The 16,351-nt window shown below is 59.8% G+C and carries 12 protein-coding genes; 8 read left to right on the plus strand and 4 right to left on the minus strand.

Annotation, left to right across the window (positions count from 1 at the left end; genetic code table 11):
• Positions 1 to 14: 14 nt before the first annotated feature.
• Positions 15 to 1,016, plus strand: coding sequence for an exonuclease domain-containing protein (locus AARI_RS07120; RefSeq protein ID WP_013348654.1), 1,002 nt, complete (start codon positions 15 to 17; stop codon positions 1,014 to 1,016).
• Between the two features lie 80 nt (positions 1,017 to 1,096).
• Here AARI_RS07120 and AARI_RS07125 read toward each other — a convergent pair whose 3' ends face one another.
• Complete coding sequence (locus AARI_RS07125) at positions 1,097 to 2,032, minus strand: hypothetical protein (RefSeq protein WP_013348655.1); 936 nt, start codon at positions 2,030 to 2,032, stop codon at positions 1,097 to 1,099.
• Positions 2,033 to 2,083: 51 nt separating this feature from the next.
• Here AARI_RS07125 and AARI_RS07130 point away from each other — a divergent pair, with 51 nt between their 5' ends.
• The 3 genes from AARI_RS07130 to AARI_RS07140 all read left to right on the plus strand — a co-directional run bounded on the left by AARI_RS07130 (position 2,084) and on the right by AARI_RS07140 (position 7,705).
• Positions 2,084 to 3,250 (plus strand): exonuclease SbcCD subunit D, encoded by a 1,167-nt coding sequence (locus tag AARI_RS07130; RefSeq protein WP_013348656.1) that lies wholly within the window; start codon positions 2,084 to 2,086, stop codon positions 3,248 to 3,250.
• Positions 3,247 to 6,318 (plus strand): AAA family ATPase, encoded by a 3,072-nt coding sequence (locus tag AARI_RS07135; protein WP_013348657.1) that lies wholly within the window; start codon positions 3,247 to 3,249, stop codon positions 6,316 to 6,318. The genes AARI_RS07130 and AARI_RS07135 overlap by 4 nt, the downstream gene beginning before the upstream one ends.
• Positions 6,319 to 6,430: 112 nt before the next feature.
• A complete protein-coding gene (locus AARI_RS07140) occupies positions 6,431 to 7,705 on the plus strand; it encodes an MFS transporter (RefSeq protein WP_013348658.1) in 1,275 nt (424 codons plus the stop codon).
• Positions 7,706 to 7,810: 105 nt separating this feature from the next.
• Here AARI_RS07140 and AARI_RS07145 read toward each other — a convergent pair whose 3' ends face one another.
• A complete protein-coding gene (locus AARI_RS07145; RefSeq protein ID WP_013348659.1) occupies positions 7,811 to 8,506 on the minus strand; it encodes an IclR family transcriptional regulator in 696 nt (231 codons plus the stop codon).
• Between the two features lie 263 nt (positions 8,507 to 8,769).
• Between AARI_RS07145 and AARI_RS07150 the strand changes: the two genes are divergently transcribed.
• The 3 genes from AARI_RS07150 (at position 8,770) to AARI_RS07160 (ending at position 11,804) form a co-directional block, all read left to right on the plus strand.
• A complete protein-coding gene (locus AARI_RS07150; RefSeq protein WP_013348660.1) occupies positions 8,770 to 10,110 on the plus strand; it encodes an MFS transporter in 1,341 nt (446 codons plus the stop codon).
• A gap of 925 nt (positions 10,111 to 11,035) precedes the next feature.
• Positions 11,036 to 11,533: a hypothetical protein gene (locus AARI_RS07155; protein WP_013348661.1), complete on the plus strand. Its 498-nt coding sequence runs from the start codon at positions 11,036 to 11,038 to the stop codon at positions 11,531 to 11,533.
• A 19-nt stretch (positions 11,534 to 11,552) separates the two neighbouring features.
• Complete coding sequence (locus tag AARI_RS07160; RefSeq protein WP_013348662.1) at positions 11,553 to 11,804, plus strand: hypothetical protein; 252 nt, start codon at positions 11,553 to 11,555, stop codon at positions 11,802 to 11,804.
• Between the two features lie 192 nt (positions 11,805 to 11,996).
• Here the strand turns inward: AARI_RS07160 and AARI_RS07165 are convergent, their stop codons facing one another.
• The gene (locus AARI_RS07165) at positions 11,997 to 13,004 is read right to left on the minus strand and encodes a LacI family DNA-binding transcriptional regulator (RefSeq protein ID WP_013348663.1); all 1,008 of its coding nucleotides are present in this window, start codon (positions 13,002 to 13,004) and stop codon (positions 11,997 to 11,999) included.
• Positions 13,005 to 13,117: 113 nt separating this feature from the next.
• A complete protein-coding gene (locus tag AARI_RS07170; protein WP_041648632.1) occupies positions 13,118 to 14,806 on the minus strand; it encodes a glycoside hydrolase family 13 protein in 1,689 nt (562 codons plus the stop codon).
• A 266-nt stretch (positions 14,807 to 15,072) separates the two neighbouring features.
• Here AARI_RS07170 and AARI_RS07175 point away from each other — a divergent pair, with 266 nt between their 5' ends.
• A complete protein-coding gene (locus tag AARI_RS07175) occupies positions 15,073 to 16,341 on the plus strand; it encodes a sugar ABC transporter substrate-binding protein (protein ID WP_013348665.1) in 1,269 nt (422 codons plus the stop codon).
• Positions 16,342 to 16,351: the final 10 nt, after the last annotated feature.

The raw sequence follows: 16,351 nt of genomic DNA on the forward strand, positions 1-16,351 counted from the left end.
GTAAGCTATTGGGCGTGGCATTGGACTTCACAGCAATAGATTTTGAGACTGCAAACGGTTTTATCGGCTCCGCCTGCTCGGTGGGCCTGGTCAAGGTACGCTCGGGACAAATCGTGGAAACCGAGCAGTGGCTCATGCAGCCGCCAGCCGGTTTCGACCACTTCGACCCGCGCAACATCTCGATCCACCACATCACCTCCGACATGGTCAGTGATGCGCCACGAGTGAGCCAGAAGCTTCCGGACCTGCTTGAATTCATCGGATCCGACGTACTTGTCGCCCATAACTCGTCTTTCGACTCCGGTGTGATCCGCGCGGCTTCTGAAGCCAGCGAACTGCCAGTGCCGCAAATCGCGCACCTGTGCACCGTCAAGCTTTCCCGCAAGGCCTACGACCTGCCCAGCTACTCGCTGCCATTCGTCGCCGAAGAAGCCGGGCACCCAATTGAAAACCACCACGAAGCCTTGGCCGACTCGCTTGCCTGCGCGTGGGCGATGATCGACATCGCACAGCGCAGCGGACGCCAATCCGTGCTGGAGACCGCCGATCACTACGGTGTCCGCCTGAGCCTGACCCAGTCCTGGCAGCCAGGCGATGAGCTTTCCCGCGCCACGCGCGACGCCCAAGGCTGGTTGGCCGCTGGAAACCAGATGCCACCGCAGGACGCCTTCAACAACTGGCCGCAAGAAGGCCCGAATCCAGACCCGAACCAGAACGCGGATCCCAGCCACCCGCTGTTCGGGCAGACCATGGTCTTCACCGGCAACTTGTCCATGCCGCGGCCCAAGGCCAAGGAATTGGCGGCCGAGCATGGAGCCCAGACCGCATCGCGGGTCACCCGTGCCACCACCGCCCTGGTGGTAGGCGATGGCTTTGTGCCGCAGGACCTTGCCAACGGACGGCTGACCAACAAGGCCAAGCACGTGCTGCGCCTGCGTGAAAAGGGCCAACGGGTCAGCATCATCTCCGAAGGCGAATTCATGCAAATGGTTGGCGGTTTCGGGCTAACCGCCTGATCAAGCGGAAAAGAGTTCGACCCGCACAGATTGAATCTGTGCCGGCCGAACTCTTTTCGTTTTCGCGGGAGTACCGGTGCTTAGACCAGCAGGGCCATCCAGCGGTCATGCAGCTCGGAGATGATGTCATCCAACGCGCTGGCCGGGCGCTCGCCGACAGCTTCGGAGCCGTACACCGCTGCCAGCAGTGCTACCGCGTAGGCATCGACCTCTGGATCGCGGGCGCTTTCTTCCTCGATTGCAGCCGGTGCGGCTTCAATATCGGATTCTTCAGCCTGCTCCGGAGCGTTCTCGCCGAAGTAGGCGTTGTACGCATCTTCGGAGGACAGGGAGATATTCTCGCTGATCTTGGCCACGACTTCACGCAGGGCATCGGCCGAAGGGCCTTCCAGATCGGCAAGCAGCTCGGCCCACAGTCCGGCGGCTTCCTCGGAGCGTTCCATCGCCAGGCGGATGATCTTGGCTGCGGCGATGGTGGTCTTGGCGGCCTGGGCATCGTGGGTCAGGAACGCTGCGGCGCGAGCCAAGGTTTCGGTGGTGCCCATTGGGACACGGCCCAGCAGTGCGGCTACTGCTGCGCGCGGCAGCACACCGGTGGTGTCGGTGCCGGGGCCGGTGGGGCGTCCTGGCTGTCCCATGTCGGCGCTGTCCAGGCCGGTGAGGTTCTGCGGATCGCCGTCCTGGATCTTTTCGAAGATCTCGACATGGGCGAATTCCTTGTCGATCCAGCGGCCCAGGGGTTCTGGGGCGCGGTCCGGGAAGGAGCCGGTGATCTTGTTGTAGCCGCGCAAGGCCGCAAGCCACATGCAGGCTGCCTCGTCGCTGGCCACACCGTCATTGGCCCATTCCAGTGCTTCTAGAAGGCCATCGGCCAGATAGAGCGGGAGGATCTCGGTGGCACCGAGATCAATGTCGTCGCGGGCGTGGGTTGCGCCATCGGCTAGGCCGAGCAGGATCGCAAACACCTTGTCTGAGTAGTTCTCTGGCAGGAGTGCAGTTTCACCGGTTTCATTCACAACTCCATTCTAATGTCCAAGTTGTCCTGGGGATTGCATAAGGTTGGACACATGCGATTGCTTCACACCTCAGACTGGCATTTGGGACGCACCTTCCACGGCGCCTCCCTGATTGAAGCGCAGCGTGCCGTGCTGCAGGAAATCATTGACATCACCATCAACCAGCAGGTGGATGTGGTGCTCATTTCCGGAGATATCTATGACCGGGCGCTGCCGCATGTGGACGCAGTGCAGCTATGCAACTGGGTGCTGCGTGAATTGCGGGCCACCGGTGCAACGGTGGTCATCACCAGCGGCAACCACGACTCCGCCTCGCGCTTGGGCTTCGGCGCAGACCTGCTGGATAGCGCCGGGGTGCACATCATCGCGGATCTTGAGCGCATGCTGCGCCCGGTGATCTGCCAGGCCGAGGACCACCAAGTAGCCATCTACGGCATTCCCTACCTGGAACCGCGCATGGTGATGGAACGACTGGGCGCCACCCACGCCAGCCACGAGGCAGTAGTCAGTGCCGCCATCACGCGGATTCAGGAAAACTTGGAGCAGCAGCGCCAGGCCGGCACGCCGGTAGTTTCCATTGCCATGGCCCACCTCTTTGCTGCCGGTGGCATCGGCTCGGACTCCGAACGCGAACTGAGCACCGGCAACCTCGATGTGGTGAGTGCAGAACTCTTTGAGAACTTCGACTACTCCGCCCTGGGACACCTGCATGGCCGGCAGAAGGTCAAAGACAATGTGCGCTATTCCGGATCGCCGCTGGCGTACTCCTTCTCGGAAGCAAAGCAAATCAAGGGCGTGTGGGTTATCGACACCAGCGCGCAGGGCATTGAATCCATCCAAGAAGTCTTGCTGGCCGTGCCAAAGGACCTGGCGATCCTCAAAGGCAACCTCGAAGACCTTCTGGACGACGAGCAGTTCGAGTACGCAGTTGCGGCCTGGTGCCAAGTGACGCTGACCGATAGGGAGCGTCCGGCCGATGCCATGGCCCGGGTGCGAACCCGCTTCCCGGACACCGTGGTGCTGAATTTCGCACCAGAAGGCGGCGACGAAAACGAAGAGCCATCGACCTACGCCGAGCGCATGGCCAAGGCCACCAGCACCGAGCAGGTGGTCGGTGACTTCATGGAACATGTACGCGAACGCGCAGCCGATGAAGCAGAACGCGAAGTCATCACCTCCGTTATCCGCGCCACCCGAGAGGCAAAGGTCAGCCAGTGAGAATCCATAAGCTGCAGATCCAGGCCTTCGGTCCCTTTGCAGGCACCGAAGAGATCAACTTTGATGAATTAGCCGAAGGCGGCCTGTTTCTCCTGGATGGCCCCACCGGTGCAGGCAAGTCCAGCATCTTGGATGCGATTTGCTATGCACTGTACGGCGCGTTGCCCGGCAGCCGCACCGGCAGCAGGCAGATCCGTTCGGACCACGCACCAACAGGGTTGGCACCAGAAGTCAGCTGCGAATTGACCATCGGTGACCGCCGCTTCGAGGTCACCCGCTCACCGGCGTGGATGCGTCCATCCAAACGCGGCAAGGACAAGACCACTGAACAGAAGGCTTCCAGCCTGTTGCGGGAATTCACCGCTTCGGGTTGGAACGAACTGTCCACTCGCAACGACGAGGTGGGGCATGTTTTGGGCAGCCTGCTGGGTCTGGACCGCGAGCAATTCACCAAGGTCGTAATGCTGCCGCAGGGCGGCTTTGCCGACTTCCTGCGTGCCAAGGCCAAGGACCGCGAAGATCTGTTGGCGAATCTTTTCGATACCAGCGACTATGCGCAGATTGAAGAGGAATTCTCCGCCCGGCTGGCCGAAGAGCGCCAGAAAACCGAAAGCCTTGAAGCCCGGTTGAGCGCCAGTGAAGAAGCCATTCATGCCCAAGCACAGTCCTTCCTTGCCGGCCGTGAATCCAACGCGCAGGACGAAGCATCCGAAGACACCGAAGATAGTGCCCAGGCGGCGCACGCCACGGTGGCCGAGCAGTTCGCTGATTACCAGCGCCGGATCTCGGTGATTCATCAGCGTGCGGCCAGCGAAGCGGCGGCCTTGCGCGCGCAGCGGACCGGGTTGCGAGAACAGGTGCAGAGTGTTGAAGAGCGCCAGCGGATCTTTGCCCGGCTTGCCGAGCTGCGCAGCAAGCAGGCCGCCTATGCCCAGCAGCATGAGGCAGCCCTGAGCGCAGGGGCACGCCTGGAAAAAGATGCCAAGGCTGGCGCCGTACGCGCCTACCTGACCCAGCTGAATGAAGCAAAGGCCACTGAACAAAAGATAAAGGACACCTGGCTTGCCAGCCAGCAGTGGCTTGAAAAAGAGCAGGGGCTGGCTCCCCGCATCGATATCGCAGGTCTGGAATCCTTGCGCCGTCCGGCCCACGAGGCAGCTGAAGCATTGGCAATAGCCAAGGCAGCGCTGGAAGATGAGAAGCGCCGGGAGGTACTGGCCGCCCAAGGAGAAAAGGCCGCCGAGTTAGTTGGTGTCCATGCCAAGACCCGCACCGAGGCTGAAGAAGAAGTCCTGCGGCTCAAGACTGAACGCGAAGCGTTGGAAGCACAAGACCTCGACCAGGGCGCTGCCACCGAAAAGGTCCAGCAAGCCAAAGACCGAGTGCTGGGCCTGGAGACCAAGATCGGGCATGCAACCGAGCGCGATGGCCTTGAAAAGAAGGCCATGAGCGCACGGGAAAAAGCCAGTGCACAAGAGCTGAAGATTGTTGATGCCGCCAATTCCTTGCTGGATCTGCGCACCGAGCAGCTGGCACAAAGCGCTTTGCGCCTATCCGCCGCGCTAGAAGATGGCAAGCCATGCATGGTCTGCGGTTCTGAAGAACATCCCGCCCCGGCTCAGGCCGATGCAGGTGCGCCGCTCATTGATGATGAGCAGATCCAGAAATTGGATGCCATCGTGGCCGCCGCACGCGTTGCCGGCCAGCAGGCCGCGCAGACCCGCGACACCCTGATGGCCAAGTTGCAGGCTGCCCAGGAAGCAGCCGGTGACCAAATGGTTGCAGAACTGCGCGTTGAACTTGAGGCAGCGCAGGCCGAACTTGAGCAAGCACGGCAGAAGCACAATGAGATCTCTGTGCGCATCAGCAAGCTGGATAAGGTGCGCCGACGCGTCGAAGAGCAAAACGCCCGTGCCGCCCAGGCAGTCCTCGAGCACTCAGCCGCGCAGCACAATGCGCAAACGCTGCAGGCCCAGTTGGAAGAGCTGGACGCCAAGCTGGTCCAGCTGCGCCAGGGGAAGAACAGCCTCAGCGAACTCGTCGAGCAGCAGACCAAAACCTCTAACGGCCTGGGCAACGCATTCCAGAATTTGCGCCGCCTGCTTGAAGCCAGCCAAGCCCTGGAAAGGGCAACGGCCACGTGGGATGCCGAGCGCACCGCCGCAGGATTTGCGCAGCTGGCGGAGTACGAAGCGGCACTGCTTGAAGCTTCACAGCGCGAGCAATTGCGCCAGCTGCAGCGTGCCGATGCCGATCTGGCCAGTGCCATTGCCACGCTGGAAAGCTCCGAAGACTGCCGTAAGGCCCAAGAACTTTCTTCCCAGGGAATCCAAGCACCGGGCGAAGACGAACTGGTCGAAGCGCGATTGCTGGCCACCGCGGCTGATGAGCGTTTCGAGGCAGCACGTGAGCAAGAAGTGCTGGCACTGACTCAGTTGACCCGCCACGAGCAGGCAACTGGGGATCTTGAACGCCAGCGGGCAGATGCCGGGCCGGTCATCGAAACCTATCGCAGGCTGCGCGGATTGGCTGAAGTGATTCGCGGCGGGGGAGAGAACCTGTACAAGATGACGCTGAGCACCTACGTGCTGGCCGCACGCTTGGAAGAAGTGGCCATCGCCGCCACCCAGCGTCTGGCGGTGATGTCCGCAGGACGCTACTCGCTGCATCATGATGATTCCAAGCAAGGCAACGCGAAGTCCGGTCTCGGACTCCAGATCCTCGATTCGTGGACTGGCAAGCGCCGCGAAACCCAGACCCTCTCCGGAGGCGAGACCTTCATGGCTTCGCTGGCCCTGGCTTTGGGCCTGGCAGATGTCATTTCACATCACTCCGGTGCTGTGGACATGCAGACGCTATTTGTTGATGAGGGCTTTGGCTCGCTGGATGCCGAAACGCTGGAAGAAGTCATGCAAGCGCTGGAAAACCTGCGTGCCGGTGGCCGCACCATCGGCCTGGTTTCGCACGTTGCCGAAATGAAGCAGCGCATCACCAACCGGGTCTCGGTCATCAAGACCCAGCATGGTTCAACCATCGCACGCGAAGGCACTGTGATCTTGGCCGGATAGATTGGACTTGCCTAGGGGCAGTGGCTATCTTGAAAGTAGTGCCATTTGGCATGTCTGGGAAATTTGTGCGTCGGGGGGTGTGGGACGACGCACGCTTCGTCATGGAGTTTTGTTGACTCAGCATACTTTGTCGAAGGAAGACCACGAGGGATCCGAAAAAATGTCCGGATACTCAGCGTTAGTTCCTTTGGTGGGAGCACCATTCCTGCCGCTCACTTTCCTTGCACGCCTTCCACTGGCGATGCTCACCATCGGGTCGATGACCCTGGTAACCGCCACCACCGGCTCATACGCCCTAGGTGGTTTGGCCGCTGCCATGGTTGGCCTCGGATCCGCCGTTGGCGGTCCGAGCATCGGCTACCTCGCTGACCGCATCGGCCAGCGCCCGGTCTTGACCACCGTTGCCCTGATCCACACGATCTTGCTGGTCGCCCTGACCATTTTCAGCAATTCCAGCCCCGAGATGTCAGTAGCGATGCTCTCGGTCATGTGCCTGGCCGCCGGTGCTACCGGCCCGCAGGTTGGGCCGATGTCCCGCGTCCGCTGGATCGCGATGACCCGCCAGCAAAAGAAGAACCCCAAGGTGCTTTCTGCCGCGCTCAGCCTGGAATCGATGTTCGATGAACTGGGCTTCGTTTTCGGTCCGGTAGCCGTTGGGCTGCTGGCTTCGCTGGTGGATCCGGTGCTGCCGCTCTACCTGGCTGCCTTGCTGACGTTGGTGCTGGTGCCGGTCTTCGCCGCGCACCATACCGTGGGTGCGGTCAAGCCGGTGAAAACTGCAACGCATGCGCCGAAGGTTGCGATCAGCCGGGCGCAGGTTGCCGCAATCAGCGCCCTGGTGCTGGGCATGATGGCTCTGGGCACCGTCTTTGGTTCCTCGGCTGCCGGCACGCTGGCCTTTGCCGGGGCGCAGGGCGACTCCAACCAAGGCGGCTTGCTCTATGGTGCGATGGGCTTCTCCAGTGCGATTGCCGCGATTTCCGTGGCGGCCTGGCCTCAGGCTTTCAGGCAGATCAACCGTTGGATCCTGTGCGGTGCCGCGCTCACCGTGCTCAGCTTCGGATTGCATGTGGCTTCCAATGTTCCGATGATGCTGGTTGCCCTGTTCATTGCTGGCTTTGCCGTAGGTCCGGTGATCGTCACCGTGATGACCCTGGGTGGTGAAGTTGCTCCACCGCAGCGCCTGTCTACCGTGATGACCATGCTTTCTGCGGGCATTGTTGTGGGTACTGCCATTGGCAACGGCCTGGCCGGTGTCTTCGCGGAATCCCTGGGGTACCTCGGCGCCTTCTGGGTGTCCACCGGTGGTGCGCTGGTGATCTTCCTGGCGGCCGTGGCGATGAAGGCTATCGTGGCCAAGGCCCCGTCGCTGGCGCGCGTGCGCTAGGCCAAACCCGCCTCAGCTGCCGCGCTGAACGTGCGTAAAAAAATCTCGTTGTCCTTCACCGTTTTGGTTGAAGGGCAACGAGATTTTGTTTAAGCAGGACAGCAACTAGTGCGCGAGCTTTTCGCTGATGCGTGCCGCTGCATGCTGGAGTTCCTCGATCGTCCGTTCGTAGCTATCCACGGTACTGGTGGCGAAGACGACGGCCAGAGCAGCCGGGGTCTGGCCCGCGTGCTGGATAGGAACGGCAATGGAGGTCACGCCCTGGATCACTTCATCGGCACTGGTGGCATAGCCAGCCTGGCGGGCGGCGATGGCAGGCTCGCGGTATTGGATTCGGGTATCCAGCGCGTCCCATTCGGCCTTGGTGTAGCGCGATTGGATGGCGATGCCCGCAGCACCCACGTCCATGCCGTGCACTGAGCCGGGGCGGTGGACAATGGCGCGCTGGGAGTTCAGCGGCGAGACCGACTGCAAGGTGGTGCACAAGTCATGTTCCCAGACGGCAACGAAGGTGGTCATTGACAGTTCGTTGGCCAGCGCTGTCAGTTCCGGGGTGGCTGCAGCCTGCAGGTCGCGCTGAACCGAGCGGGCCAGCACGGCTAGGCCCGAGGCGGAGCGGATGTGGCCGGCCTCGTCGCGGTTGAGCAGGTGGTGCTGCTCCAAGGTGCGGATGATGCGGTAGGCAATGGATCGGTGCACTTCCAGCTTCGCCGCGATTTCAGCGATGGAGAGGTTTACCGGGGAGCTAGCGACGATTTCGAGAACACGGATTCCACGGGAAAGCGTCTGTGAGGTAGGCATGGATCTTCAATCTGGCCTGGCGGAGTCGTTAAAACACCGTCGAAGACCTTCGTAGTGAGCCTGGGAAAGCAAGGTCGGTAATCTAAATACGAGTTTAGTCGTTCTCTATTAGAACACCGAATTCTCTGACGTCGGTGGCAGCGCGCATGCCGGCAGGTCATTGGTGGAAGAAACTTCTTGTGATCCGCTTCACTTCCAGCATATGATGGTGTTCGACATAAACCGTCCGAACGGTCGGTAATCAACTCGCAAAAGGTCTACACATGTCATCGACTGCTTCTCGCACTCAGGAAGAGCGCCGGGTTCTCGCCGGCACTCTCGTGGGCACCACCATCGAGTGGTACGACTTCTTCATTTTCGCCCAACTCACCGCAACCCTGCTCACCCCGCTGTTCCTGGAACCTCTGGGCGAAGCGAATCCAGGAGTGGCGCAGGTTCTGTCCTTCGCCATGATCGGCATCTCCTTCTTCTTCCGCCCATTGGGCGCCGTCGTAGCCGGACACCTGGGGGACCGCTACGGACGCAAGCGCATTCTGGTGCTCACCCTGATCTTGATGGGTGTCGCCACCGCGGCCATCGGCCTGCTGCCAACCTATGCTTCCATCGGCATTGCCGCACCAATCCTGCTGGTGCTGCTGCGCGTGATCCAGGGCTTCTCGGCTGGCGGCGAATGGGGCGGCGCAGCCCTGATGGCAGTAGAGCACGCACCTGAGCACCGCCGCGGCTACTTCGGGGCCTACCCGCAGATCGGTGTGCCAATCGGCATGATCCTGGCGACCGGCCTGCTCTACATCCTGCGCGTTGCGCTCTCCCCGGAAGCATTCACCGCCTGGGGCTGGCGTATTCCGTTCCTGCTCTCGATCGCGCTGATCTTCGTGGGCTACATGATCCGTCGTGCTGTCGAAGAATCCCCGGTCTTCAAGCAGCTCTCGCTGCGCAAGGCTTCCGAGCACACCCCGCTGCGCGAGCTGATGACCGGCCACACCAAGCAGGTGCTGCAGGCAGCACTGATCTTCATCTCGAACAACGCCGCCGGCTACCTGGTCATCGCGTTCTTCATCTCCTACACCACCAAGGTGTTGGAAATGCCATTGGCACCGATCCTGCTGGCTACCACGATCGGTTCGGTCGGCTGGCTGATCTTCACTCTGGTCGGTGGTTGGCTCTCGGATAAGATCGGGCGCCGGGCCACCTTCGTCATCGGCTATGCGCTGGTCTTCGTCTGGATGATCCCGATGTTCCTGCTGGTCGACACCGGAAATATTGTGCTCTACGGTGTTGCGATCTTCGTGCTGACCGTTGGCCTGGGCCTGTCCTACGGTCCGCAGTCGGCAATGTACGCCGAAATGTTCCCAGCACATATCCGCTACTCGGGCATCTCCATTGGCTATGCCATCGGTGCCATCCTCGGCGGTGCCTTCGCGGCTACCGTAGCGCAGATCCTGCTGGAGACCACCGGCGCTTCGATCTCGATTGCCATCTACATCATGGTGCTGACCGTGATCTCCGTGGCAGCGGTGCTGTGGGTTGGCGAAACCCGCGGACGTAACCTGCACGTGGAAGAAATCGAGGGCGAACAGGCCGAATCGCGCGTGGCGCACTAGTTTCGCGGCAGTACAATGCCCGCGGAGGCAAGCGATCAAGCGATCCTGGCCCGCGCGGGCATTTGCGCGTCTGGCGACCGGTGGTTTGCCGATCAGTGGGCGGATGCGGCGGTGGGAGTCCGCTACAAGATCGCTGGGCCACAAGGAATGCTCCCGGAACTTGGACTGTGAAATTGCCCCCACGATCGCAGTGGATTTTCATGCGTGTACGCGGTATTACAACCCAGAAACCACGGGATTAGCTAGTTGAATCATTCGAGGACATCCGTCGCATACTGGGTTGCATCCCGCTAGCTGACTTTAACCGCTATCTGGAGTTGCGAATGACCAGATTTTGCAATCTGCTTGTCGCAGCAAATGGATGGTGGTTGTTCGACTGCTGAGCACGCCAAGGCTTCTTTCCGGATCAGTGATAGACGCCGTAGCAGAGAAGGCTCCACTTACGAGCTGGTCGGACAAGTGCCGAGGGCTTCGTAAAGAGCATGTCACCGTTCTGAGAAATCACGGTTGCGCTGTTAAGGCTTCATAGTTAAATACATCAAATTCGTTGATTGTGTTGCTTTTTAGTCGCTGACAGTCTGACATGCTTGTTTTAAGGTAGAGATCTGTATATGATTCTGCAAGTTGATATATTTCGATAGTGGAGAGCCTGCAACCAGGCTATGGGGCACCGACCTATATTGACACACTCGCAAACGGTAAGCACGTTTGCTAGGCCCAATGATGAGTCTTGGGCCATGACAGAGAGTCTTGGTATGAATAATCAACGCCGAAAAAAAGCGCGGCAATAAGCCTGATCGTTGCGCTTGGAATAGCAATGATAGGCACGTCACCCGCTATCGCAGGTGAAAAATCTGGGAAATCCTGGGAGGCTCAGATAGGTACGACCGCGCCTCTTACGGCGGACCTCTCGGATTATGACAACGTGACCGTCACACCCGAAGAAGAACGAGCTTTCATTGAGCAGTCGGCAAAAGAATTTGCGGAATTGGATGCTACGGGAGGTGTCACGCTTCCTGACGGTTCTTTCTACAGGATGGACGTAGATCAACTTGTTCAGAAACTCGCTATGGTTGAAGATGGTTTGAGCGTCAGTTCAAGCCAGATCGCTGCCGGAGGTCAAATAGGTCGTGCTGCCGTATCCTGGGATTGGAATTCCTTCGGTTCGTGTGTTGCGAAAGAAATGGGAATCAAAGCCGCAGTTGAGCTTGCCAAAGTATTCGCAGAACCAAAAGTGCGCAAGGCACTCAAGAGTAAGCAGTGGCGGAAAGCTTCATCAATTGCTTACGCAAGACTTAAAAAAATTTCTCCTAAGGTTGCCAAACTGATCATCAAGAAGGCGGCAAATTCAGTGCTTCCCGGTGGCATCGTGACGGTCATCGCAATACCGGTAGGAAAATGTGCTATTAAGGAACTTTTCTAACTCCTGAAGGGATAGACGAATGACAGATTTTTTCCGGTCGTTGTCGAAAAGAGCAACTGCGATTCTCATTGCTTTTGTGATACTCGTCCTGATTGCAGTGCCAACGGCATTGTTGTCTGGGCTCCTCAGCGGAGTATTCGAAAGTCCTGCTGAGGGCATGCGCGTATTCTTCATTATGGTTGGTGCTGGCGTGCTATTCCTGATTGTCGAATTGTTCATCGAGAACGGCCGCGAACGCAGGAAGAAGAAAGCGTCATCAGCCCAAAAATGAACTAAGCTTCGAGACTTGGATTAGCCACAAGGCTATAACCGAGCTGTGGGGCATGGCAACGATATTCCATCGTTGCCATGCCCCTTTGATCATTTTTAGCAGTTTGCCCAGCGGCTAAGAGCGATGTAGGACAACGAGAGGTCAGCGTCGATTTGGCAACCGGCATGCGGGACCTGGGAATTCCTGGGCCGGTTACTGGGCGGGGCGGGTGGTGGAGGAGCGCACGATCAGCCGATGGCCCAACTCGTGGGCCTGCGCCGGTTCCTCGCCGCGGATAGCGCGCAGCAGCATGGCGACCGCCAGCTGCCCCTGCTCATGCGGCCGCTGCTCCACCGTGGTCAAGCCAAAGAGTTCGGCAAGATCGTGGTTATCCACGCCGATTACCGACAGGTCGCGAGGCAATTGCAAGCCCAGATCGCGGGCGGCCAGAATCGCGCCGATTGCCATCTCATCGCTGGCGGCAAAGACCGCGGTAGGCCGGGAAGCAGGATTGCCCAGTAGCTGCTTGGCCACCGCATAGCCCTGGGTCATGGAGAAATCGGCGCTCACGATCAGCGACTCATCGATAGGCAACCCTGCCTGCTCCAGCGCCTGCTCGTACCCGGCGCGGCGGTGGGTGGGAATCATGAAGTCCACATCGGTTTCCGCGTTGCCGCCAATAAAGCCAATGCGTTCATGGCCCAAAGAAATCAGGTGCCCGGTGGCCAGAGCCGAAATCGCTTCATCATTCACGTGCAGCGTTGGCACCCCTGGAAGCGGGCCGCCGACGCCAACCAATGGCTTGTCCACAGCCAGCAAGGCCTGGACCTCCTCATCGGCTAATTCGACGTTGACCGCGATTACCGCGTCAACGCGCTGGCGCAGCAGGAAATCGGAGAAGACCTTCTCGCGCTGGGCACTGTCCTGGGTCAGCTGGTAAAGGGTGGTGTCGTAGCCCTCATCCATCAGCCGGCTGGAAATGCCTTCCAGCACGCAGGCATAGAACCAGTGGTTGATCACCGGAACGAGCACACCGATATTGCGGGTGCGCCCCGAAGCCAGACCGGATGCAGAGGAAGAGACCACATAGCCCAATTCGGCGGCGGCGCGCTGCACTGCCTCCTGCGCAGCAGCTGAGACCGAACCACGTCCAGATAATGCGCGTGAGACGGTGGCAATGGATACTCCAGCGGCTTGTGCGACGTCTTTGATCCCGGCCACTTATCTTCCTTCCTTCAAGGGCGAAGCCGTGGCTGGGGGGAAATGCTTCCCATAGTCACGGCTACTGCCCAACAATACCCGGTGCGGCTGGTGCCGGTACTCTCAGTTACCGACTAGTCCAGCTGGAACCAGATGGTGGTTTCGCCCGGAATCATTCCAGCTTCAGCCGAGTCCAGCTCCTGGCTGCGCACCAGCTCGGTGGCTGCCTGCGCCTCAGCTGGCAATGGCAGCGGGTTCTGTGCGTAGTTGGCTACCACCAGCACGTTGCCGTTGGCGAAGGCCAGGACATCGTCCTCGGTGCCTTCGACCCAGTTCAGCGAACCGGTGCCCAGTGCGTGATCCTGGCGCAGCTGCAGCAGGCGGCGGTACAGGTTCAGCGTGGAGGACTTGTCATCAACCTGCGCGTCGCGGGCGTAGGAATCCCAGTTCGCCGGCTGCGGCAACCAGCTTTCGCCGCTGTCACTGAAGCCATAGGCTGGCTTGCCGTTTTCCCATGGAAGCGGCACACGGCAACCGTCACGGCCATAGCGTTCGCCGTTGGTACGGAACCAGGTTGGGTCCTGGCGTGCTTCATTTGGCAGGTCGATGGCTTCTGGCAGACCCAGTTCCTCGCCCTGGTAGATGTAGGCGCCACCCGGAAGGGCAAGCATCAGCGAGCTCGAAGCACGCGCACGGCGCAAGCCGACTTCAGGTTCTGGCAGGTTTGGAGTGCGCGGGCCGATGCCATCACCCTGCGGGTTATCGGCGCTCAAGGCCAAACGGGTGGCGTGGCGCACCACGTCATGGTTGGAGAGCACCCAGGTGCTCGGGGCTCCGACCTTGCCGAATTCTCCCAGGGACTCATCGATGGTGTGGCGGATCTGCTGGGCATCGAAGTCGCAGGAGAGGTACGGGAAATTGAATGCCTGGTGCATTTCGTCATTGCGAACCCACTTGGCCATCAAGGACAGGGGATTGACCCAGGCCTCGGCGCAGAGCACGCGATTGCCCTCGTATTCGTCCATGACCTTGCGCCAGTCGCGGTAGATCTCGTGCACGCCTTCCTGGCCCCACCATGGAGCCAGTTCCTCGGTGCCGCCCATGGATGCGGCGGTGGGGTCCGGGGTGAAGTCCGGAAGCCCATCGGCCTTGATCAATCCGTGGGCCACGTCGACGCGGAAGCCATCGGTGCCGCGGTCCAGCCAGAAGCGCAGGACATCGCGGAACATTGCGCGTACTTCCTCGTTGTGCCAGTTGAAGTCCGGCTGCGAGGAATCGAAGATGTGCAGGTAGGACTGGCCGGTGCTGCCATCAGCATTTTTGGTTTCGGTCCACATCGGGCCGCCGAAGACGGATTCCCAGTTATTCGGGTGGCCGGTTTCCGGGGTGTCCTTGAAGACGAAGCGATCGCGTTCAGGAGAGCCCGGAGCTGCCTTGAGTGCGGCCTGGAACCATGGGTGCTGGTCCGAGCAATGGTTAGGGACCAAGTCGATAATGACGCGCAACCCCAGTTCGTGGGCTCGGGCCACCATCGTGTCGAAGTCTTCCAAGGTTCCGAACAGCGGATCAATGTCGCAGTAGTTCGAGACATCGTAGCCGCCGTCCTTCTGCGGGGACGTGAAGAATGGCGAGAGCCAAATGGCGTCGACCGAAAGCTGAGCGATGCTTTCCAGGCGCTGGGTGATGCCACGCAGGTCGCCCATGCCATCGCCATTGGAATCGGCGAAGGAACGCGGGTAGATCTGGTAGATCACCGAGGAGCGCCACCACTGGGAATCTTCGGGCTGCACAGGGGAATCTGCTGTGGAAGGAATTGAAGTCATGACGGTAATGATAAATGATTCCACGAAGAATGTAAACGTTTGCAATTTTACTTGCAGATAGACCTCGATGTGAGGTCTTGTCTATATTCACTGGGTGTTTAAAACTGATTTCATCGGCGTTCTTGTCAATTTCCATGATCTGTGACACTCTGTAAACGCTTACAATAAATGTGTAGCTCGCATCACACTTAGACCCGACCGGCGAAAAAGCGGAACACGCTGCCAGACAGGTCCCTCAGGACGCAGTTGTCACGAAAGGACATCCCATGAAGGTGAATAAGAACCCTTGGCTTCTCGGCGGAGCGCTCACGGCCATTGCCGCACTCTCGCTCACCGCTTGCGGCGGGTCTGGCTCCAACGCGCCAGCAGCTTCCTCCAGCCCCGCAGCGGCTGAATCCTCGCCAGCTGCGGCCTCCGGCGGCAAGCTGACCGTCTGGGTCGATGCCAACCGCGAGCCAGTGCTCAAGGAAGCGGCAGCTGACTTCGAGAAGCAGTCCGGGGTCAAGGTTGACCTCGTGATCAAGGACTTCTCCAAGATCCAGGAAGACTTCCTGCGCCAGGTTCCAACCGGCAAGGGACCGGATATCACCATCGGTGCCCACGACTGGCTGGGCAACCTGGTCAACAACGGCGTAGTCCAGCCAGTTGAGCTGGGCGACAAGGCCGGCGAATTCCAGGACGTCGCCGTGAACGCGATGAGCTACGAAGGCAACACCTACGGCGTTCCCTACGCCACCGAGAACCTGGCCCTGCTGCGCAATGCGGATCTGGTCAAGGAAGCTCCCAAGACCTTCGATGACATGATTGCCGCCGGCGAAAAGGCCGACACCGAATTCCCATTCCTGGTCCAGGTCTCTGACGTAGGCGATCCATTCCATGCCTACCCATTCCAGACCTCCTTCGGCGCACCGGTCTTCGGCACCGATGAGTCCGGGGCCTACGACCCGGCAGACCTGCAGATCGGCAATGAAGGCGGCATTGAGTTCGCCAAGTGGCTGGCTGAAGAAGGCGAAGAAGGCAACCTGAAGACCTCCATAGATGGCGATATCGCCAAGGAGAAGTTCGTCTCCGGAGACTCGCCGTTCTTCCTGACCGGACCATGGAACGTTGAAGCAGCTGAAGATGCTGATATCAACCTGGAAATCGATCCGATCCCGTCGGCCGGTGGCGAAGAAGCCCAGCCATTCGTAGCCGTCCAGGGCTTCTTCGTTTCGGCGAAGACCGAGAACCTGCTGGCAGCTACCGAGTTCCTGACCAACTACATCGGTAACGAAGAAGTCCAGACCGAACTGTACGAAGTGGGCAACCGTCCGCCAGCAAACAAGGCAGCTTTCGAAGCCGCGAAGTCCGATGAAATCATCGCCGCTTTCGGTGAAGTTGGCGCCAACGGCGTGCCCATGCCGAACATCCCGGAAATGGCTGCCGTGTGGGAGTTCTGGGGCGTAGCCGAGGCTGAGATCATCACCGGCAAGGCTGATCCAGCTAAGCGCTGGAAGCAGATGACCGAAGATATCGAAAAGGCCATCTCCAAGTAGTACCGCCTGC

It is taken from the genome of Glutamicibacter arilaitensis Re117, from assembly GCF_000197735.1.
Classification (GTDB): Bacteria; Actinomycetota; Actinomycetes; order Actinomycetales; family Micrococcaceae; genus Glutamicibacter; species Glutamicibacter arilaitensis.